This is a genomic window from Acinetobacter johnsonii (assembly GCF_048551975.1).
GTDB lineage: Bacteria > Pseudomonadota > Gammaproteobacteria > Pseudomonadales > Moraxellaceae > Acinetobacter > Acinetobacter johnsonii_A.
Genome location: NZ_JBIMCF010000002.1, coordinates 134,368 through 155,929, shown reverse-complemented (window position 1 = coordinate 155,929; position 21,562 = coordinate 134,368). Strand labels below are relative to the sequence as shown.

Below are 21,562 nucleotides of genomic sequence, written 5' to 3'. Positions count from 1 at the left end.
GGTGATGACTGCTTTAGTTTAAAACGAAATGGCTTAGGATGCTATGCGACTTAGCAATTGTTCAGCCTGCTGACGCTGCTCGCTGTTGTAATTTGTTTCTTGTTCAACCAAAATTTCACGTGCAGCTTCGAAAGCGCCAAGTTGAATGTATTGCTCAGCCAATTCAAGGTTTAAGTGTATTTCATTGACTTCGCTTAGTTGAGGGAAAGACTGCACCAGAGGATCGCTTTGATCCACCGTATTAGCAGGTGCAGTAGACTCTAGACTCAAGCTGAGGCTTGGCGTAACGACTGCTGGTGTTTCTTCTACTATCGCTTCACTTGGACTAACCGTATCGAAAGAAAAAGCAGGGATGTCTTTTGCTGCTTCAGTCGTAGATTCGCTTGAAAAATCAAATGTAAATTCAGGACGCTCATCTACAGCAGGCGGCGAAATTTCTGCTTCTGGTGCTGTTGTCGGCGCTGTGTCGAGATTGAACGAAAAATCTAAAGGTTGGATTTCAGCTGCAGCTGTTTCTGCTGGTTGAGCAGGTGTGCTTTCTAAAGAGAGTGAACCAAAATCGAGCGGTTTAAGTTCTTCAGCAGGTTTGGCTGGTTCTGCTGTTGGAGTATTTAAACTAGAGATATCAAAATCTAAGCTTTGAACTTCGATGCTCGGTTCAGGTGCGGCTGTTGTTGTAGTGATAAATGCTGAGGCATCAAAATCAAGCGGTTTAATGTCTTGAACCGGTTCAATAACAGAAGCCTGCATAGGATTATTTGATGACATCAGGGCATCGAAGTCAGCAGTATTAGTTGCTTCTACAGGTTTTGGTGCAGATGGTGCAATTTCAGTTGGTTTAAACTCAATCGTGTCAGAGCTATTTTGATGTAATTGATCGTAATCCGATTTTTTGGCTTCTGCTTGCGCCAAAATATCATCTAGTTCTAAAGAACGTAAATGATTCAGCAATTGGCTGATGGCAAACTCATCTTTTTGGAGCAAGTGAATATCGAGCAGCAGTAAATATAATTCGTGTTGTGAATTATCTTTATTTAGGGCTTGGTTGATTTGTGCTTCAGCTGAGAAGAAATTACGGTCGCGAATTTGCCCTTCAATTTTATTACGTAGATCTGTAGCAAGTGGTGTTGTGGCTTTTTTAGCAACAACATCTTTAACGACTTGAGTTTGTTGCGGGGATTTTTTAGATGAACTGATTTTTTTGGCTTTATTTTTTGCAGCAACCGCTTTTTGAGTTTTTGGTTCTGCTTCTTTACTCGCCTCACGCTTTTTTAAGACTATGGCAACAACCAATAGTAAGATAAATGGAATCACATAAATAAGCATGTTTTACCCCTTTTGAACTTGTCTTTGTGCAAGTTCATCCAAAATCAAATAATCAAAATAACACTTTAGTGTGTTGGCTTTTTCTCAGTTTGTTGTGCTTTCAATTGTTGTTGCAATTGTGCAAGACGAGCGTTTAGTAATTGAATTCTCTGATCTTTCTGATTAAGTGCCACTTCTAATTGTGTTACGTTTCTCTGTAATTTAACGGTTTTTTCACGAGATGTCATAACTTTTAATGACAACTCGTTTGATGTTTGATTCTTTTCTGTCGACTTCTTGGCAGAAGCGTGACTTGAATCTTGCTCTTTCTCTGCCACCAAGCTCATCTCGGCTTGATTGAGGCGGTATTTCGCCTTGCCAGATTGCTGTGAGCTTTGTTTTGGAAGTGATGAAACGGAGACTTTTTGCTCTGATTTTGCTGTTTGTAGGCCCGTTAAATTGAGGTTAGCACCACGACGTAAACGGTTTATGTCACCTTGAATAAAGGCATGTTCATTCTTGGCTTTAATTTGTTGCATGACTTCACCGACAGGACGGTTTTCTTCAGCAGCAATACGCGATGCAATACCCCAGAGAGATTCATTCGACCGAACTACATGGGCACTTTTAGGTGCGGCTTGGCGTGCAGTAGTTGCAGGTGCAGCAGGTGTTGTTTTTGCTGTCGATGGAGTGGCTTGAGGGTTAGCCTGTGCAGAAATGGGTGTATCTGACTTTTGAACTGAATCGGCATACTTTTCAACCAACGGGTCTGCCGATTTTTTTGCTTGTGTAATCGGTTCAACACGTGGAGTTGATGTTTGAGCAGTTGCTGCAATTTGTGTAGACACTACTGAAATAACTTGCGTTGGCGCGGCAATAGCGGTCGCACTCATGCTTGGTGGGGTATGGTTATTGAGTTTGAGGGGCGTCGTGTTTGTCGTCGGCGCAGCTGTTGTTTTTAAGCTATTGAATTGTGTGCTGACAGGTAAGTTCAGCGCAATCTCTTTTTCGTTGACAATCACCACCGGTTTTAACGCTTTTTCATTATTATTCGCGCGTGCTTGAAGTGCTGCTGAGCGTTTATTGGCTGTTTTAATATGTTGTAGCCGTGCCGCATTGCCTTCTTTGATTTTGACAACAATGTTCAGTTCCGCTTCAGTTAAAGGGCGTGAAGAAGTAATCGTAATCACACCGGTACTGGCGCTGATACGACGGGTAAAAAAGTTCAGATTACTGGGCGGCTGATGCATGACACCAAGAGACATCAAATCTTCTGCACTGGCTAGACTGGCTTGAATCGGAGCATTCGGATCTGCATCGTGAAAGTTCAATTCTGCATACAACAGTTCCCCAGGTGCAGACTGAATTTGAATAGGATCAATAGTGATCGCATTCACATTTTGCGAAGCAATAATGGCTAAAATGGCTATCTTTAATTTGTTATTTACGGTCATCTTAATCTTTAGCTCGGTCACAGATCGCAAAGCGAAAATTATAGATTAGCGAGTTGTGTGTTATTTGTAAAATGTTAACATTGAGGTTACAAAAAAAAGCCGATCAAGTGTGATCGGCTTAATACTTTAGCGGGTAAATACTTAAGTATTTTTGTAGTCAATCAGGATGCGGAGCATACGACGTAAGGGTTCTGCAGCACCCCAAAGCAATTGATCACCGACAGTGAAAGCACCTAAGTACTCTTTGCCCATATTTAATTTGCGTAGACGACCAACAGGAACTGTTAATGTACCCGTTACAGCTACAGGTGTTAAGTCCGTCATAGACGCTTCACGGGTATTTGGAACCACTTTTGCCCATTGGTTTGCGCTACGTAACATATCTTCGATTTCATCGAGAGGCACGTCTTTCTTCAGCTTTAATGTTAAGGCTTGAGAGTGACAACGCATCGCACCAATACGCACACAATGACCGTCAATCGGAACGATTTGCTGGTTGCCCAAGATCTTGTTGGTTTCAACTTGACCTTTCCATTCTTCTTTCGACTGGCCGCTGTCTAATTGTTTGTCGATATAAGGAATGAGTGAGCCTGCTAATGGCACGCCAAAGTTTGCTGAAGGGAAACCTTCGCCACGTTGTAATTCCGCAATTTTAGAGTCAATATCTAAAATTGGAGAGCGTGGGTCATCTAACAAATCTTTGGTGTTGTTGTACAAATAGCCCATACCAGAGATCAGTTCACGCATATTTTGCGCACCAGCACCCGAGGCTGCTTGATAAGTCATCGAGGTTGCCCATTCCACTAAATTGTTTTGGAATAAACCGCCTAAGCCCATCAGCATGAGTGAAACTGTACAGTTACCGCCAACAAATGTTTTAGTGCCATTCACTAAACCATCTTTAATCACGTTCATGTTGACAGGGTCAAGTACGATGATGGCTTCATCTTCCATACGAAGTGTAGATGCCGCATCAATCCAATAGCCTGTCCAGTTTTCTGCTTTGAGCTTCGGGAAAACTTCTGAGGTATAGTCACCACCTTGGCAGGTAATAATGACATCCATTTGCTTCAGACTGTTAATGTCTGATGCATCCATAAGTGCTGGGGCAGTTTTACCGCCAAACGCAGGCGCTTCACCGCCTGCATTACTGGTAGAGAAATAAAATGGCTCAAAATGAGCAAAATCATTCTCTTCAACCATACGTTGCATTAGGACGGAACCAACCATCCCGCGCCAACCGACCAGACCTACTTTCATGTCACTTTGCCTCGGTGCGTTAAAAATTAAAAGGGGATTCGAGTGTACCAAAAGAGCGCTTAACTGCAAGCACTACACAATGAAAACAGCAATTATATTGTGCAATATATCTTGTTTATGTTACATGCAAAATTGATATTAATTTATGAATCTACAAAAAATTAAGAATATAAGAGTGGGTATTTATGATCTGGGTTGAGTTGCTGGCATGTGTTGTGATTTGGTTGAGCTTCTGGTCACTGATTCCACGAGATGAATGGTGGTTTCGAGGCGCAGATTTTCCACGCTTGCAGATTTTGTCATTGGGATTGATTGCATTTATCTTGATGTTGGTTTGGGATGCACCTTGGGATTGGGGGCGTGAAGTCATTTTGCTGGGGTTAATTGCGGCAGTGGCGTACCAGTTCAAAATGGTGTTGCCTTATACTTTTGTGTGGAAAAAGCAGGTTAAAACGGTTGCCAAAACAGAGTTACAACCAGAACGTCAGATTTCTTTAATTGTGTCGAATGTACTAACGCCCAATACTCAATATCACTTATTACTGCAACAGATTCGTCAGCATCAACCGGATTTGATTTTGACTTTAGAGTCGGATGCACATTGGGAACAAGCCTTGAGTGTACTGGAAGATGACTATCCCTATCGGGTTGCAGTGCCTTTGGATAATCTGTATGGCATGCATTTGTATAGTCGTTTATCGCTTGAAAATATTGAAGTTAAGTTTATTTTGAGCGATGAAATTCCTTCGATTCATGCCACAGTCATCTTAAGGTCAGGACAACCAGTGCAACTGTACTGCTTACACCCGAAACCACCAAGTCCGACCGAAGCCAAAGACTCTACTTTACGTGATGCTGAATTATTGATAGTTGGTGATCAGATTAAAGATTTGGATGAAAGTTGCATTGTGATGGGGGATTTGAATGATGTGGCGTGGTCGCGTACGACACGACTTTTTCAACGGATTAGTGGGCTGCTAGACCCACGAGTCGGACGACATTTTGTCAATACTTTTCATGCCGACTATCCCTTACTGCGCTGGTCATTGGATCATGTCTTTCACAGTACGGATTTTGCCTTAGTGCAGATGCAGCGTTTACCACATATTGGTTCAGATCATTTCCCTGTATATGTGGTGCTTCAAACAGGTCGGGTATTTGAGCAAGTACAAGAAGAGCTGGAACAAACTGAAGCCGATGAGCAAGAAGCACAAGAGGCGATTGAAGATGGAATTGAGAAAGCGGAACGAGAAGGTAAGCAGGTGACAGATAAAATTGCCAAAGATTACCAGTAAATATAGGGGCGCGCGGATTTCATCAGTGTAGGATATGGCTTACAGGGATTTGGGAATCTGACGAATGGTTAGTCATTTGGTATGCCCGTATCCTAGTCTCATCAGCAGATGGAGCGGGAATGGATCATCCCAGTATGGAAGTTGAAGCTGATGGAAATTATCATGGATATGATGTAGGTATGGAATGCCACCGAATAAAACAAAAATTACGTTGAAAGCACAACCTCATGTACCCGAGTTTTGCAGGACGCAGAACTCGGGTTCTACTTTTTAAGCAGCTCTTTTTTTGTTAAAAATAAATCTTGTCATAGCCTGCAGGGCGAGTTTTAAAGCGACGGTGGAACCACATATATTGAGTCGGAGCAATACGGAGATGATTTTCAATAATTTGATTCACTCGTGTCGCATCATCGACTTCATCTTCACTGGGTAAGTTTTCCACCGCAGGTTCAATCAACACTTTGTATTGTGGGTTTTTAATATCCCCATCACGATAAAAATACAGAGGAATGGCTGCGGCTTTGGTCATTTTCAATAAACGACGGTGTGCTGTAACGGTCGCTGCGGGAACGCCAAAAAATGGCGCCATAACACCTTGTTTTAAACCAAAGTCTTGATCTGGGCTATACCAAATGGCATGGCCATTTTTTAAGTTACGGACTAAACCACGCATGTCATCATGATCAATTTGATGTGCATAAATGGTGGCACGGCAGCGGTAGATGAGCATATCCAGCAGTGGATTATTTTGTGGGCGATACACCACATCTGGTTCAAAATACTGCGCGCATAGATAACCACCCGCATCGAGCAAAGTAGAGTGGGTGCCTAAAAGCAGTGCACCTTTACCTTCTGCTTGTGTTTTTTGAATATGTTCTAAACCTTCAATACTGACACGGCCAGTAAACCACTTGGGGCTATACCACGCATTCAGCGTTTCAAATACGCCCAGCATTTGATCGACAAAAACTAAACGGGCATTTTCAAGGACTTCTTGGGCCGACCATTCAGGGAAACACACCTCCAGATTACGAACGGTGGTTTTACGCCTCGACTTCAGATATTTAAAACTGAGATTGCCTAAGAGGGTGGCCAGTCGGTGTTGAATTGCCCATGGGAGAATCGCCAATATCATGAGAAAGACGATACCAATCCAAACGCCCCAATATTTGGGGTGCAGAAAAGACCACTGAAATTCACCGGGTTGATAGTCTGGCTTCGAACTCATAAATTGCGATAAAGGCTGAAAAAAGAATGTTTCGAGTTTAGCATGAAGCAAGAATGAAGGGTCAATGTTCAGAATCAACCCGATGTCGGCACTCTGCAAATGTGATGTTATATTATATAGGCTTGGATGATGTAGACGAACGCACCCATATACAAATGGAAGAGATGCACATCTTCTCGATGGTGGTGGGCACCCTCAGCTGAGCTCCATAAAAAAACTCCGCGTCACGCGGAGTTTTTTTATGGAGCTCATGAGAAATTATTTGGTTAAATTTTCCAGTTCTTCCCAACGTTCCAGTTTTTCCAGCAATAGCTCATCAATTTCAGTCAAACGATTCGACAACGTCATCGCCTTGTCTGCATCTGAAATAAATAATGAACCATCTGCAAGTGAGGCATTGATTTCCGCTTGCTCTTTTTCCAGTGCTTCCATTTCGGCAGGCAGTTGTTCAAGCGCACGTTGATCTTTATAGCTGAGTTTGACTTTTTTAGCAGGTGCTGCGTTCGCTTCAGCTTTCGCTGCTGCTTTTTTCACAGCACTTTTTTGATCAACCGCAGTTTGGTCTGGTCGCTGTTGTAAGTAATCTTGGTAACCACCGATGTATTCATCGATATTGCCTTTACCATCAAACACCCAAGTTGAGGTGACCACGTTATCCATAAAGGCACGGTCATGCGAAATAAGCAGTAAGGTGCCTTTGTAGTCGGACAACATTTCTTCTAGCAGCTCTAGTGTCACCATATCCAAGTCATTGGTGGGTTCGTCCATCACGATTAAGTTCGATGGCTTAAGTAGTAACTTGGCTAAAAGAATACGGTTACGCTCACCGCCTGAAAGAGCTTTGACTGGTGTACGCGCACGTTCTGGTGAGAACAAGAAATCTTGCAAATAGCTGTAAATGTGACGACGGTTGCCATTCACATCGACATGGTCAGAACCTTCTGACACGTTATCTTTGACAGATTTTTCAAGGTCGAGAGCATTACGTAATTGGTCGAAGTAAGCTACTTCCAATTGCGTACCTGTTTTCACCGTACCCGTATGTTCTTGTTCGCCTAAAATGGCTTTAATGAGGGTGGTTTTACCGACACCATTATCACCAACAAGACCAATACGGTCACCACGGAGCACCAATGCAGAGAAGTCTTTGATGATCGGCGCATCATGACCAAAGCGAACACTTAAGTTTTCAATTTCAAAGACTACTTTACCTGAACGGCTAGCGTCTTGTGTTGCCATGCTGACTTTGCCTTGCTGCGAACGGCGCGCTTTCGACTGTTCACGTAATTCTTTTAAGGCACGTACACGACCTTCGTTACGGGTACGACGCGCTTTAATCCCTTGGCGAATCCACACTTCTTCTTCAGCTAAACGTTTGTCAAACAGTGCATTCTGCTTTTCCTCAGCTTCCATTTGCTGTGCTTTCAGTTCGAGGTAGCGTGAATAGTTACCCTCGTAACTGCGCAAAGTGCCACGGTCAAGCTCTACAATACGAGTTGCAATACTATCTACAAATGAACGGTCATGCGAGATGAACAGTAAAGTTAAATTATTTTGATCAAGTAAAAACTTCTCGAGCCATTCAATACTTTCAACGTCCAAATGATTGGTTGGTTCGTCTAGCAACAGCACATCGGGTTGGGTAAGAAGCGCACGAGCAAGCAGCACACGACGCTTACGACCACCCGATAAGTCGGCCAGATCGGCATCTGGGTCTAGGCCCATTTTACTTAAAATAGAATTGACTTTGGTTTCTAAAGCCCAGCCATCTAACTGATCTAGTTTGTGTTGCAAGTTACCCATGCGGTCACATGCTTCCATGTCTCCAAGTACACAAGCATCACTGGCTTCATGATAGGCTCTGAGCACATCTGCGGCTTCACCTGCACCGTCTGCCACGATATCCGCCACTTTGCCCGAGTCCATCGGCACGTCTTGCGCCAACATCGAAATGGTGATGCCATTTTGTAGAGAAACTTCACCAGAATCGGGTAATAGGCTTCCCTCGATCAGTTTAAGTAAAGTAGACTTACCTTCACCATTACGACCAATTAAACACACTCGTTCACCGCGCTCCAATGAAAAGTTCGCGCCGTCGAGCAAGGCAGGTCCACCAAACGCAAGTTGGACATCCCTTAAAGTAATATAGGCCATAATGTTTCCTGAAAAATCTCAAATGAGGACTTGAAGTGTCTAAACAACAAAATATTGATAATCAAGCGCCATTGTCCGCACCCATTGAAGATTTGCAAGTCCGAATTGCATTTTTAGATGATTTAGTTGAACAACTCAATGAACAATTGGTGATTCAAGGACTGGAAATTGCTGATTTAAAAAAACAAATGCAAATTTTGTATCAACGTGTTGAATCTTCAGATTTGTCCGATGGAATTGCAACATTTGACCCGATGGCTGATCGTCCACCACATTATTAAGTTCATTTACTGTCTGTGGCTAAAAAAATGCTGTGATGTGGGGTGAAGATATTGCTGATCCTTGTCTCTTTTTTGTTTTACCCAACTCAAAGCTCGATTTGACTGACAAAATCATTTGACCTTTGATGCAGTTCCTACTCTAATACCCGCTTTCTGGTGCATCCCATAAAAATTGTCCTATGACTCAAAAAGTTGTTCTTCTTGACCTTGAAAATAATGTTCCGACGGCCAAATTGTTGCGCGAGATTGTAGAGCATTATCCGACTTTGTATTTGTTTCATTGCCAAGGTCAATTTGAGTATGCATTACAAGATTTAACGGAATTGGCTGCTTGGATCAGTAGTGGTCAAGTGGTGATTTTAGATACGCCCAAAGCCAAGCAAAAAGAGTTCGAATATGCCGTGGTGGTGGGGCAGTTAATGGCTTTGCTTGAGCCAGAAACGTATGTTGAGATTATCTCTGCGGTCAATACAGCAGAAATACTCTTGGACTTAATGCAATCTTCGGATATTCAGAGCAATTTGATCCTCATTCAGTCTGAAACGTTACCAAGTCAACGTGATCTTCCCAGTTTAGACAGCATCAAAAATCAGCCTTATTTAAAAATGGTCAAAAAATATTGTGATGCTTTGGGAAAAATGTCAGGTAAGCCGAACACATTGGACGGTCTAAAAAATTCAATAAGTAATATTTTGCAACTCGTACCTGAAAAGACACAGCGGGTGGTGGGGATGTTGATTAATCTTAAAATCATCAAACGCTATGATGAGCAGATTCGCTTTCGTAACAAAGTGTTGAAGCAGTGGTTGGCACTGAATTTAGATGAACAAGACCCAATTTCACAGCCGCAAAGCATGCAGCAAGCGCTACAGCAATTGCAAAAAGACAGTGTAGTAGATGTGCTTGAACCAACTGTAGATACGCAGTCCGCGCAACAAGAGTTGTTTAAAAACTTTGCACAGATTGACCCTGTACAGCTTGAGGTCGCACGAAAACTGCGCGAGTTAAAAACCAATAAACCCAAAGATATCTATGCACTACGTGATTTGCTTGAGCAAATGTTTCCGAAGTCTGATGTGCGTATGTTACTGAAAGAGTTACTCGATAAAGGCTATATTTACTGGAATGGACATGAAGTTCTATATAGTCATGAAATGTTCTTAAATTAATTTTATCGTTCAAACTTGCGTTTTATATTGTGCTTATGCAACTCTAATAAAGGAATAAAAAGGTTGTGCTATGGAAAATACTGGAATTTGGGTTGTCGGATTTATCATCTTATTCATCCTCGGCTCGATTTTTGGACTTCGTGTAAGTCCAAGAGAAAAAGCTTTAGGTGAAATGCGTGATAAAGCGCGCAAGATGGGTTTACACCCGCGTTTAGTCGCAGCACCTGACTGGACGAAAATACCAATGGCTTCGGAAAAACGTGCCAGCATGGTCGCGTACTACAGTGTCCTGATTCCAGAAGCACGCCTACCTTTAATGCGCGCTCGCGTTGTTGATCAGCAGCTTGAACTCATTACAGGTGATGACAAGTTTAAACATTTACCCATTGAATTAAAGGGTATTTATGCTATTGATATGCAAGCAAACTGCGTGGGACTCTATTGGGATGAGCATTCTGACTTAAGAGCAACCCAGTTAGATGCCATGAAAGCATATTTACAGTCTTTGGCTGAACTTTAATTTTACAGACCCATTGAAACAGGATTAACGGTTAATATGGCGAAAGCTCCTCGGTCCACATCCAAAAGTACTACAGCAGATTCTCCTGAGGCTGGGAAAAAGCGTGCTTTAGTGATTGTGGAGTCGCCTGCAAAAGCGAAAACAATCAATAAATATTTAGGCTCGAATTACATTGTGAAGTCGTCTGTGGGGCACGTGCGTGATTTACCTACAGGTGGTTCCAGTAAGACCGCAGAAAAGAAGTCAGCAACACGAACCAAACTGACCGATGCTCAGAAAGCTGAAAAAGCACAAAATGCACTGGTCAATCGTATGGGGGTTGATCCTGAGCATGACTGGAAAGCACATTATGAAGTGCTTCCAGGTAAAGAGCATGTGGTTGCTGAACTGAAAAAGCTTGCTTCACAAGTTGACGAGGTCTATCTCGCAACGGACTTGGACCGTGAAGGAGAAGCAATTGCTTGGCATTTAAAAGAAGTAATTGGTGGGGATGACTCACGTTATCAACGTGTGGTGTTCAACGAAATTACCAAAAATGCCATCCAAGATGCATTCAAGCATCCAGCACGCCTTGATATCGATAAAGTGAATGCGCAACAAGCACGCCGCTTTTTAGACCGTGTTGTTGGCTTTATGATTTCGCCCTTACTTTGGGAAAAAATTGCCCGTGGCTTATCGGCAGGTCGTGTTCAGTCTGTCGCAGTTAAACTGGTGGTTGAGCGTGAGCGTGAAATTCGTGCGTTTATTCCCGAAGAATACTGGCAAGTTTTTGCAGACACCAAGTCACAGAGCGATGAGATTCGTTTAGAAGCCGTCAAGCAAGCAGGTAAAGCTTTAAAGCTACGCAATAAAGCCGATACTGATGCTTTACTGAAGCTCATTAAAGCCGCAGATTACAAAGTTTCAGCACGTGAAGATAAACCAACCAAGGTGAATCCGAGTGCGCCCTATATCACCTCGACTTTACAACAAGCAGCCAGTACACGTTTGGGTTTCTCTGTGAAGAAAACCATGATGTTGGCGCAGCGTTTGTATGAAGCGGGTTTTATTACCTATATGCGTACCGACTCGACGTTTTTGAGCGACGATGCGGTGAATATGGTACGTCATCATATTGAGACCGAGTTTGGTGCGAAATATTTGCCTGCTAAGCCGAACCGCTATGGTAACAAAGCGGGTGCACAAGAAGCCCACGAAGCGATTCGTCCATCGAATGTTGCGTTAAAAGGCGATAGCTTGGTGGGTGTGGAACGTGATGCACAACGTTTGTATGATTTGATCTGGCGTCAGTTTGTGGCATGTCAAATGACACCTGCCGAATATTTATCTTCCACAATTTTGGTCGATGCCAATGGTGTTGAACTGAAAGCCAAAGGTCGTACGCTGGTTTTTGATGGTTTTACTAAAGTGCGTGGGCAAAACAAATCGGATGATGATGTGTTACTGCCTGCAGTTAAAGTCGGTGAAATTCTTAAATTAGTAAAGCTTGATCCATCGCAACACTTTACCAAACCACCTGCGCGTTTTACTGAAGCCTCCTTGGTTAAAGAGCTTGAGAAAAAAGGCATTGGGCGTCCTTCGACCTATGCTGCGATTATTTCGACCATTCAAGACCGTGGTTATGTCAAACTAGAAAACCGTCGTCTTTATGCAGAAAAAATGGGTGAGATTGTTACTGATCGTTTAGATGAAAGTTTCAATAATCTCATGAACTATGACTTTACTGCGGACTTAGAAGGTCAGCTCGATAAAGTGGCCGATGGTGAACGCAACTGGAAAGAGTTGCTTGACAGCTTCTATGGCGACTTTAAAAAGCGCCTGACCAATGCGCAAGGTGAAGGCGGTATGCGCCGCAACCAACCAGTAGAGGTGGAAGCGGTTCACTGTAAAGAATGTGACCGTCCAATGCAGATTCGTACGGGAACCACAGGTGTCTTCTTAGGGTGTTCTGGCTATAGCTTACCGCCGAAAGAGCGTTGTAAAGGCACGTTAAACTTAACGCCAGTTGAATCACTTGCTGCACTTTCTGATGATGACGCAGCAGAAACGGCAGATTTGATGTCGAAAAAACGCTGTCCAATCTGTGAAACTGCGATGGACAGCTATGTGATCGATGGTGGTCGTAAGCTACATGTCTGTGGTAATAACCCAGACTGTGCTGGTTTTGAACTTGAAGAAGGTGAGTTCAAGATCAAAGGTTATGATGGCCCAACCATTCCATGTGATAAGTGTGATGGGGAAATGCAGCTGAAGACGGGGCGTTTTGGTCCTTATTTTGCTTGCTCAAGCTGTGATAACACACGTAAAGTCTTAAAAAGTGGTCAACCTGCACCTCCGCGTGTAGACCCGATTAAGATGGAACATTTACGTTCAACTAAGCATGATGACTTTTTTGTATTACGTGATGGGGCGGCTGGTTTATTCTTGGCGGCAAGTAAGTTCCCGAAAGTACGTGAAACACGTGCACCAAAAGTTTCGGAACTTCGTAGTGTTGCCGATCAGCTCGATCCGAAGTATCAGTTTATTTTGCAAGCACCTGATGTTGACCCTGAAGGGAATCCAACTTTGGTGAAATTTAGCCGTAAGAATCAAGCGCAATATATTGGTTCTGAAACGCCTGAAGGTAAGCAAACCAAGTGGTCATTGGTGTTCAATGATGGAAAATGGGTTGAAGCTTAAGTTTTAATTGCTTAGAAATAATCAAGAAATGCTCACTTTGGTGGGCATTTTTTATGTCAAAATGATTCTCAAATAATCATAATATTTGGGGGTGTATGTGGAAATACAAACAAAAAAATTTGCAGTGCTAATTGATGCTGATAATTCATCTATTAGTGCAATTCCATCAGTACTTGAAGAAGTAGCTAAATATGGTATTGCTAGTGTCAAACGTGTGTATGGTGATTGGAGTAGCGACACTTTGAAAAATTGGCGTGAGGTTCTCTTACCTCATGCAATCACGCCAGTTCAGCAGTTTGCCTATACAAAAGGTAAAGATGCTACAGATATGATTTTAATTATTGATGCGATGGACTTACTTTATGCTGGGGCCTTGGATGGTTTTTGTATCGTTTCTAGCGATAGTGATTTTACCCCTTTAGCATCTCGTATCCGTGAAAATAGCTTAAGTGTTTATGGATTTGGGAAAAAGAAAACTCCGGAGGCTTTTAAGAAAGCTTGTGATAAATTCATTTATATAGAAAATTTAATCTCAGATAGCGATCTTAAGAATAATGAAGAAGAATATATTGTGGATTCTGATAATAAGAAGATAGCGGAAACATTGAAAGTTATGGATCAAAAGATGAGTAGTCAATCAAAAGAAAGTCTTGCTCCTGAAATGATTGATCGAGCAACTTTAAATTTGGTTTATAAAGCCGTTAAAGATAATGCTGATGAAAATGGATAGGCTAATTTGAGCATTGTAGGGCAATATATTAGTGCGGTAAAACCTGATTTTGATTCACGAACTTATGGTCGTGCTAAATTGTCAGGATTAATAAAAACACTTAATTTATTCGAAACTAAAATTGATATGAGTCAAATGTATTTAAGAAAAATGAAAAAGCAGAGCGTCTCTTAATATGTGGAAAAAACTTCGTATTTTAATCTTGCTGCTGATTTTATTGGTGGTTGCTTTGAATGCTTATCGGGATCAGAACCAAGATTGGAGTAAGCCCATTATTGTATTACTCCATCCAGTTAATGCTGATGGGCAACGTACAACTCAGCAATATATACAGCAATTGACGCCTGCGAACTTAAAAGGGGTACAAGGTTATTTAGAGCAGATGTCTGCGACATATCGCGGGCAACCGATTGCGATTTATTTCCAACTAGGGCGTGAACTCAAACAGCTACCGCCGAAAGTACCTGAGCAGACAAGTTTATTGGATACGGTCTTGTGGAGTTTAAAGTTCCGTTATTATGCATGGAAAAACCATCAAGGTTCAGATGGTGCACCAACTGTTACTTTGTATTTGAACTATTATGACCCAGCACTGACTAAAGAGCTGAAACACTCGACAGCTTTGCAAAAAGGCCGCATCGGTTCAGTGAATTTATTTGCATCTAACAAGCAAACCGAGCAAAACAAAGTCGTGCTTGCACATGAGCTTTTACATGCCTTTGGTGCTAGTGATAAATACGACTTAGCCACAGGACAGCCGATATATCCTGCGGGCTATGCTTATCCAAATCAACAACCGCTGTTCCCTCAAGCCAAAGCTGAATTAATGGCCGGGCATATTCCAACCTCACAAACACAGAGTAAAATACCTGAGTCGATTGATGAGACATTGGTGAATGAGATCACTGCGATTGAAATTGGGTGGAAAAAATAACTGTGGAGAATGCTGAGTTTATCCACAGCATGGATTGATTGTGTGGGTAAACACAAGCCTACAAGGTCATTGCAAAACATGTTAAAACTAAGTGAACGAAAATCAAACTTGAGAAGAAGATGAAAACAGTCGGTAATGATTTAGTTCGCCATCAACTCCATGAAAATCGTAAATGGTATTTGGGTTTAGGGATTTTATTGGTGTTGTTTGGTTTCATCCTTTTGGCCGCTTTGCCTTTTGCCACCTTATCTGTGGTGTTTATCTTTGGCGTGCTGATGATGATAGGAGGTGTTCTACACTTCATCGCCGCTTTTAAGATTTTTGAGGGTGGCTTCCGCTAGTTATGGGCTTTGTTGGGTGTATTGTATTTGGTTGCGGGCTATTACGCATTTAGCACACCTGTGAAAACAGCCATTGTCTTGACCAGTGTTTTAGAGGTTTTCCTGATTATTGCTGGGGTCATTCGTATCTTTAATGCAATATTATTTCGAGCATTCCAAGGTTGGGGCTGGACACTTTTTTCTGGTGTTTTAACCCTGCTGGCCGGCATTATGATTTTAACTACACCAGATGCCCCATTTTGGGTGCTGGGCTTATTCCTTGCTTTTGATATTTTATTCCAAGGGATTAATTATCTGACTCTAGCGGCAGCCATTAAGCAGATTCCACCAGCAAGCCAATCTGAATAAAGCATTATTAAAAAATAAAAGGGAGCCTCATGCAGGCTCCCTTTTTTCGTGTGCTTTATATCATGTGCAAAGCTGAATGGCATGCTTATGGATTGACGGCATATTGACTTGAAATCGCAATACGATTCCACGTATTAATCACAATCGCGATCCATTCAATAGCGGCAATTTCTGCATCGGATAATATTCTTGCTGCTTCTTGATACGCCGAGTCGGTGAAATGCTGCTGAGCAATGAGTGTGATTTCTTCAATTAAAATCAGCGCGGCGCGTTCTTTTTCGGAAAAATATCCACTTTCTTGCCATGCACTGATGAGGGCAATCCGTTCGATTGATTCACCAGCTTTTATGGCATTTTGCGTATGCATACGTACACAGAACGCACATTGGTTAATCTGTGAGGCTCTCAGTTTCAGCAAGTGTGAAAACCCAATCTCAAGACCTGCTTGTTGGACTTTTTGCATGGATAAGTTTTCGAGTTCTAATACTGTTTTATACAGTTCAGGTGCGGCTTTCCCCAAGTTGATTCGTTGCATACATCACCTATTTTTTTAAAGAGCGTTTAATGTTTAGTGATGATTTTATCGGCTAATTGATTAGTACTTTGTTTAATTTATGCATTAAAGCCAAATGAACTATGGTGGTCGTTTTGGTGACGCGTACAGTAAAACTCTTCTCTGTTTAGAATTAAAAAATGATTGAGTCTATTTTAACTTTATCGAGATGTAATCAACTTCAATCACAACGAACTGTGCCAAGGACAATGAAAAGAGAAAAATGCGGGCGGGAAATTTATAAATCGTGTTATTAATAAATTAAATTTTCTAAAAAATGATGGATGATGAAAACTTTTATTTTAGCGCCTGATTCTTTTAAAGAAAGTATGACAGCAGAACAGGCCTGTGCGGCGATGCAGCGTGGGATTCAAAATATAATCCCTGATGCTGTATGTATACATGTACCCATGGCTGATGGCGGCGAAGGCACAGTCGATGCTTTATTAACATCTTTAGCTGGCCAAAAGATCGAATGTGAGGTAACAGGACCATTGCCATCACAACGAGTTAAAACGTATTGGGGCTTATTTGACGGTCGGCAAACGGCTGTTATTGAAATGGCCAAAGCCAATGGTATTCATCTGCTTGAGCCCGCACAGCGAAATCCATTGCTGACCACAACTTTGGGAACGGGGCAAATGATTCGGCATGCATTGGATCTAGGCGTGTCCAAAATCATTTTGGCTCTTGGAGGCAGTGTCACTAATGATGCAGGTAGTGGTATGGCACAGGCGCTTGGAGTACGCTTTTTAGATGCACAAGGGCGGGAAGTGCCCGTTGATGGTGGTCATTTACGAGATATTGAACGGATCGATATGCAGGCTTTAGACCCACGCTTGCAAAAGATTCAAGTTTTGATTGCCTCTGATGTCACCAATCCACTATGTGGCATGCAAGGCGCTTCGTATGTGTTTGGCCCGCAAAAAGGGGCGAGCGCAGAGATGGTTGAGCAGTTGGATCAAAATCTGAGTCATTTTGCAGATGTGGTCGAAACACAGCTTAATCTACAGATACGTAATATTGCAGGGGCAGGTGCCGCAGGAGGGCTAGGTTTTGGTCTAATGGCTTTACGGGCGCTCAGCTTCAGTCTGGCGCGAAGTGGGTGATTGAGCAAACTCAACTGGCGGAGAAAATAAAGCAAGCTGATTATATTTTCACGGGTGAAGGCAGTATCGACTTCCAAACCAAGTTTGGCAAAACGCCGTGGGCGGTGGCTCAGTTAGCCAAGCAGTTGAATAAAAATGTGATTGCCTTTGCTGGACGTGTCGGAGAGGATGTTGAGGCATTATTTGATGAAGGGTTTAGTCAAATTGTTTCGATCAATGAACCCAACTGTGATTTAGCAACAGCATTGAAAAACGCAGAGCAGAATTTGCAAAACAGCTGTGAGGACATCACTCGACTTTTGCTTTTAAAGCATACTGAGCAAGCTTAATTTTAAATATTTGAGGCAGTAAGCGGTTCGAACATAAGGCCTTAGCCCCAGATTTGAAGGTATATTTTAGACAGAAATGGATAATCATTGCTGTAGTCTCATATTGAGGTCATAGATTTGTTAAACTAACAGCATCCACGAATTGATGAGTGATTATGAGTTTAGCCAGCCTAATTGATGAATTAAACCCGCAACAAAAACAAGCTGCCACGACTGAGTCACAACACAGTCTGGTGCTCGCAGGGGCTGGCTGTGGCAAGACGAAAACCATTGTGGCACGAGCGGCGTACCTAATTGATCAAGGGATTCCTGCCAACCAAATTCAAATTCTAACCTTTACCCGCCGTTCAGCCAGTGAGATCGTGGCGCGAGTGGAGCTGGCTTTAGGTGAGCAAGCCAAAGGGCTGCGCGCTTCTACTTTTCATACTTTTTGTATGTATCTGCTGCGCCGTGTACCGAAAGCCTTTGGTTTAGAGCAGTTTTCAATTATTGATCGTGATGATCAACTGATGATGTTTCGTCTGATTCGTGGGAAAGATGATAAGAAAAATCCCAATCAGCTGCCTAAACCGCAAGAACTGTGTGATCTGTATTCTTTTGCACGAAATACGCGTCAAAAGTTGAGTGATGCCTTAGAAAAACAGCATCCTGAGCATTTGGCTTTTAAAGATCAAATTGCGGAAATCATGAAAGAGTACGAGACACGAAAACGTGCGCGTAGTTTTTTAGATTATGACGATATTCTGGCGATCGTGGCCTCAGCACTCGACCAGTCAGAAGGTTTAGCCGACTATGTGGCATCGCTCTGCAAACACATGTTGGTTGATGAAATGCAGGACACCAATCCTTTGCAATGGGCCTTGCTTGAGCCCCTTAAAGACAAAGTGAGCCTGTTTTGTGTCGGTGATGATGCACAGTCGATTTATGGTTTCCGTGGGGCGGATTTTGAGAATATTCATCATTTTAAAGACCGTGTGCCGAATGCTCGGGTGTTTAAATTGGAGCAAAACTATCGTTCAACCCAAGAAATTTTAGATCTTTCTAATTGGCTGCTCGATCAATCTGAGATTCAATATAACAAACGCCTAGATGCGCATCGGGGGGAGGGCGTGAAGCCCCGCATGCATATTTTCCCACATGAGTTTGATGAAGCAAAATGGATTGCGATCGACATTAAAGAGCGCCATTACTTACAAGGCAGTAAATGGTCGGATCATATGGTTTTGGTGCGTTCTAGCTTTGCAGCACGGCATATTGAGGCAGCATGTATTGCAGCCAATGTCCCCTATCGATTTATTGGGGGAATGAAACTGCTTGAAACCGCGCATGTGAAAGATTTACTGAGCTTGCTGCGCGTGATTGCCAATCCTCTGGATGATATTGCATGGATGCGTTTTCTTACCTTGTGGAATGGGGTGGGAGATGTCGGTGCAAGTCGTCTCGCTCAGCAACTTTTACTGGAGCCTGAGTTTGATTTGATTTTTGATAAATTAGAAAAATTTGGACGGATTCCTGCTGAAACTGTGCTGATCATGAAGCAAATGACAGTACTGAAACAGGAAGTACAGGCTTGCGTCGGTTTGGGTATTCAAGCGATTGAAGCACAATTGGCAGAAAATTATAAAAAAGACTGGAACCGACGCCAAGGTGACTTTGAACTGGTTAAACAATTGGCGTCTAAACATACCCAGTTAAGTGAGTTCTTAGAGGAATATGTGCTTGATCCTGTGTCGATTTCTGAAATCGAACGCCAGTCCGATAGCGATGTCGTTACTCTGATTACCATTCACTCGGCCAAAGGCACAGAGCAAAAGGTCTGTTATGTAGTCAATGTCACCCCAGGACAATATCCACATGCACGTGCCCAAGGTGATTTTAATGATGTCGAAGAAGAGCGTCGGGTCTTATATGTGGCACTGACCCGTGCGCAGAATGAGCTGATTTTAACCAAGCAAAATTTAAGTCTGTGGGCGCGAGACGTGATTGATGAACAAGGGCGCAAAGTCGAAAGTTATTTTTTGAATGATCTGACCCGAAATTTGTGTAGCATGGAAACCCATCATAAGCCTCGTCAGCAAACCGTAAAGAGTGCTTTAATTGAGCGCCAATCGATTAATTTAGATTTTGGGATTAATCTCGATTAAACTAAACAGATTACATTGTGGTATTTGTTGTGCAATGTTCAGAAAGTAGCGTAGGCGATTGCTTTTTGATGATTTTGCCTATTTTTGAAGGTTGTAAGATGAAAATTTTAGTTCGTAATTTAGAGCGTACAGTGGCTGAAGCTGAACTGCTTGAATTATTTAAGCAATATGGCACAGTTGCATCATGTAATTTAATCCTTGATGCAGCAACAGGGAAATCGAAAGGTTTTGCTTTTGTTGAAATGCCGCATGCACGTGAAGCGATTAAAGCCATTAAAGGGCTTAATACACTACGTTTGCATGGCACTGGTATTCGCGTCAAACAGGCGGAAGATAAACCTGAGAAGCCAGAAGCATAAGTAAAAAGGAGCAATGGATGCTCCTTTTTTATGGGATAAAATAAAAGAATCTATCTAGCTTTATCGATTGTTGCACCGATGGGACGACAAATCTCTCAAGGAAATAAAACTTTAGAGATCCGTTCTTGGCGACCAGAGCAATTGCCACTCAAAGATTTGATTATTGTGGAAAATAAGCACTATTTAACCCACGAGGACGATGAAGAGTTGGGGTATGCTGTTGCTATGGTTGATGTTGAGTCGATTCACTCATGGAGAGAAGACGAGCTTGATTCGTCGATGGCATCATATTCGGAAGAGGGATATTGGGCTTGGGTACTCACAAATGTGCGTCCAATCCATATTTCGATGCCTGTCATAGCAAAAAGAAAGATTTATTTTATTGAAATAGATCATGCATAATTTTTATTATGCACTGCTGTATAGAAAGATTACTCTTAGAATTGTTATAAACGCCAAAACTTAGGAACACCCTTCATGACTCGTGTTGCCCGTTACCATGCTGATCGCACTAACCAAAAACTCTACTTTGCTCGACTTTCATGTCAACAAGCAGAACAAATTGATCATGTGCAACAAGCTCAGGCTTACCGTGAGGCTGCTGTGTTTCACTTGCATGGCGCGGTGCTTGCGTTTCTACAAGAGTTGGTCCGTTACTACCGCTTAAATGACTTAAACCCGACGTTGAAGTCCATAGAAGAGCATATGGCAGCTAAGGGCCAAGTCTCGCCTGAAGTGACTGTAATGCAACAACTGACGAAAGAAGGTTTCATTGCCGAGTTAAAACGTGCTTATCGCTTGTGTCAGTATGCGCCAGAGCCGAGTACACCTGAACCTGAGTCAGAAACTTCATCGAATCTGATCATTAAAGTAACTCAAACCCCTCAGGCATGGTTACCCGATACCAAAATATTACGCGAGTGGCATAGAGACTTAACGGCGTTGATCGATGGCTTTCGGAATGAGATGGTTGAATTCTAAAAGCGATGACTAGCGCTTGAAGTTTGAAAATTTGTCCTTATATCAATAAGTCTAAGCGAAGCAAAGTGCAACTGCCTTTGCCACCATGTTGAACATGGAGGAAATATGTCTATAGAACAATTGAAAGAATTATTTGGAAATCAAGAAGCCATTTTAGAATTGGTTCAACTTGAAGGTGGTGAGCTCGCACTACGTAACGCAGGTTCGGAGAGTGCGCCTTTAGTCACGATCCAATTTAATGAAGAGCTCAAAGCATTATTGGGTGACCAGACAACAGTCGTTGCTCAGCAGATGGTGCAAGCGGCTTTATACGGCTTACTTGAAAAACAAGTGGGCGAATGGCAGGCTGAAGTGGTGGACGAAAAGCCACAATTCTTCAGTTAAGCCGA

17 protein-coding genes and 3 pseudogenes are annotated in these 21,562 nt (G+C 42.5%); 14 read left to right on the top strand and 6 right to left on the bottom strand.

The window, feature by feature from the left end; all coding sequences use genetic code 11:
* Window positions 1–33: 33 nt before the first annotated feature.
* From ACG9ZB_RS02860 to asd, 3 genes are all read right to left on the bottom strand, one after another.
* Entirely contained in the window at window positions 34–1,326 is a 1,293-nt protein-coding gene (locus ACG9ZB_RS02860; RefSeq protein WP_419323996.1) for a hypothetical protein, read from the bottom strand.
* Between the two features lie 65 nt (window positions 1,327–1,391).
* Window positions 1,392–2,759, bottom strand: coding sequence for a FimV family protein (locus ACG9ZB_RS02855; RefSeq protein ID WP_419323994.1), 1,368 nt, complete (start codon window positions 2,757–2,759; stop codon window positions 1,392–1,394).
* Window positions 2,760–2,900: 141 nt separating this feature from the next.
* Complete coding sequence (gene asd / locus ACG9ZB_RS02850) at window positions 2,901–4,019, bottom strand: aspartate-semialdehyde dehydrogenase (RefSeq protein ID WP_004692521.1); 1,119 nt, start codon at window positions 4,017–4,019, stop codon at window positions 2,901–2,903.
* Window positions 4,020–4,204: 185 nt separating this feature from the next.
* On the opposite strand from asd, the gene ACG9ZB_RS02845 reads away from it, so the two are divergent.
* Window positions 4,205–5,314, top strand: a complete 1,110-nt coding sequence (locus tag ACG9ZB_RS02845) for an endonuclease/exonuclease/phosphatase family protein (protein ID WP_419323992.1) — start codon at window positions 4,205–4,207, stop codon at window positions 5,312–5,314.
* Window positions 5,315–5,603: 289 nt separating this feature from the next.
* Here the strand turns inward: ACG9ZB_RS02845 and ACG9ZB_RS02840 are convergent, their stop codons facing one another.
* Both ACG9ZB_RS02840 and ACG9ZB_RS02835 read right to left on the bottom strand, forming a co-directional pair.
* Complete coding sequence (locus tag ACG9ZB_RS02840) at window positions 5,604–6,542, bottom strand: lauroyl acyltransferase (RefSeq protein ID WP_419323990.1); 939 nt, start codon at window positions 6,540–6,542, stop codon at window positions 5,604–5,606.
* A 258-nt stretch (window positions 6,543–6,800) separates the two neighbouring features.
* A complete protein-coding gene (locus ACG9ZB_RS02835) occupies window positions 6,801–8,696 on the bottom strand; it encodes an ATP-binding cassette domain-containing protein (RefSeq protein WP_004692515.1) in 1,896 nt (631 codons plus the stop codon).
* A gap of 35 nt (window positions 8,697–8,731) precedes the next feature.
* On the opposite strand from ACG9ZB_RS02835, the gene ACG9ZB_RS02830 reads away from it, so the two are divergent.
* The 7 genes and pseudogenes from ACG9ZB_RS02830 (at window position 8,732) to ACG9ZB_RS02800 (ending at window position 15,698) form a co-directional block, all read left to right on the top strand.
* On the top strand, window positions 8,732–8,977 hold the full coding sequence (locus ACG9ZB_RS02830) for a SlyX family protein (RefSeq protein ID WP_004692513.1): 246 nt from the start codon (window positions 8,732–8,734) through the stop codon (window positions 8,975–8,977).
* Window positions 8,978–9,156: 179 nt separating this feature from the next.
* Window positions 9,157–10,146: a hypothetical protein gene (locus ACG9ZB_RS02825; protein ID WP_419323988.1), complete on the top strand. Its 990-nt coding sequence runs from the start codon at window positions 9,157–9,159 to the stop codon at window positions 10,144–10,146.
* 70 nt (window positions 10,147–10,216) lie between these two features.
* On the top strand, window positions 10,217–10,666 hold the full coding sequence (locus ACG9ZB_RS02820) for an ammonium transporter (RefSeq protein ID WP_279700608.1): 450 nt from the start codon (window positions 10,217–10,219) through the stop codon (window positions 10,664–10,666).
* Window positions 10,667–10,702: 36 nt separating this feature from the next.
* Window positions 10,703–13,345 (top strand): type I DNA topoisomerase, encoded by a 2,643-nt coding sequence (topA, locus tag ACG9ZB_RS02815; protein ID WP_419323986.1) that lies wholly within the window; start codon window positions 10,703–10,705, stop codon window positions 13,343–13,345.
* 97 nt (window positions 13,346–13,442) lie between these two features.
* Window positions 13,443–14,249: pseudogene (locus tag ACG9ZB_RS02810) on the top strand (NYN domain-containing protein).
* Between the two features lies 1 nt (window position 14,250).
* Complete coding sequence (locus tag ACG9ZB_RS02805) at window positions 14,251–15,009, top strand: hypothetical protein (RefSeq protein ID WP_419323984.1); 759 nt, start codon at window positions 14,251–14,253, stop codon at window positions 15,007–15,009.
* A 119-nt stretch (window positions 15,010–15,128) separates the two neighbouring features.
* Window positions 15,129–15,698, top strand: a pseudogene (locus tag ACG9ZB_RS02800) (HdeD family acid-resistance protein).
* A gap of 85 nt (window positions 15,699–15,783) precedes the next feature.
* Here ACG9ZB_RS02800 and ACG9ZB_RS02795 read toward each other — a convergent pair.
* A complete protein-coding gene (locus ACG9ZB_RS02795) occupies window positions 15,784–16,233 on the bottom strand; it encodes a carboxymuconolactone decarboxylase family protein (protein ID WP_419323982.1) in 450 nt (149 codons plus the stop codon).
* Between the two features lie 302 nt (window positions 16,234–16,535).
* Between ACG9ZB_RS02795 and ACG9ZB_RS02790 the strand changes: the two are divergent.
* From ACG9ZB_RS02790 to ACG9ZB_RS02765, 6 genes and pseudogenes are all read left to right on the top strand, one after another.
* Window positions 16,536–17,689 (top strand): annotated as a pseudogene (locus tag ACG9ZB_RS02790) (glycerate kinase).
* 155 nt (window positions 17,690–17,844) lie between these two features.
* Complete coding sequence (locus ACG9ZB_RS02785; RefSeq protein ID WP_419323980.1) at window positions 17,845–19,833, top strand: ATP-dependent helicase; 1,989 nt, start codon at window positions 17,845–17,847, stop codon at window positions 19,831–19,833.
* Between the two features lie 98 nt (window positions 19,834–19,931).
* Window positions 19,932–20,192 carry an RNA recognition motif domain-containing protein gene (locus ACG9ZB_RS02780; protein WP_004692489.1) on the top strand — a complete coding sequence of 87 codons (261 nt, stop codon included), beginning with the start codon at window positions 19,932–19,934 and terminating at the stop codon, window positions 20,190–20,192.
* Window positions 20,193–20,270: 78 nt separating this feature from the next.
* On the top strand, window positions 20,271–20,594 hold the full coding sequence (locus tag ACG9ZB_RS02775; RefSeq protein WP_419323978.1) for an ASCH domain-containing protein: 324 nt from the start codon (window positions 20,271–20,273) through the stop codon (window positions 20,592–20,594).
* 75 nt (window positions 20,595–20,669) lie between these two features.
* Window positions 20,670–21,173 carry a DUF6586 family protein gene (locus ACG9ZB_RS02770; protein ID WP_419323976.1) on the top strand — a complete coding sequence of 168 codons (504 nt, stop codon included), beginning with the start codon at window positions 20,670–20,672 and terminating at the stop codon, window positions 21,171–21,173.
* 105 nt (window positions 21,174–21,278) lie between these two features.
* Window positions 21,279–21,557: a hypothetical protein gene (locus tag ACG9ZB_RS02765; protein WP_004692486.1), complete on the top strand. Its 279-nt coding sequence runs from the start codon at window positions 21,279–21,281 to the stop codon at window positions 21,555–21,557.
* Window positions 21,558–21,562: the final 5 nt, after the last annotated feature.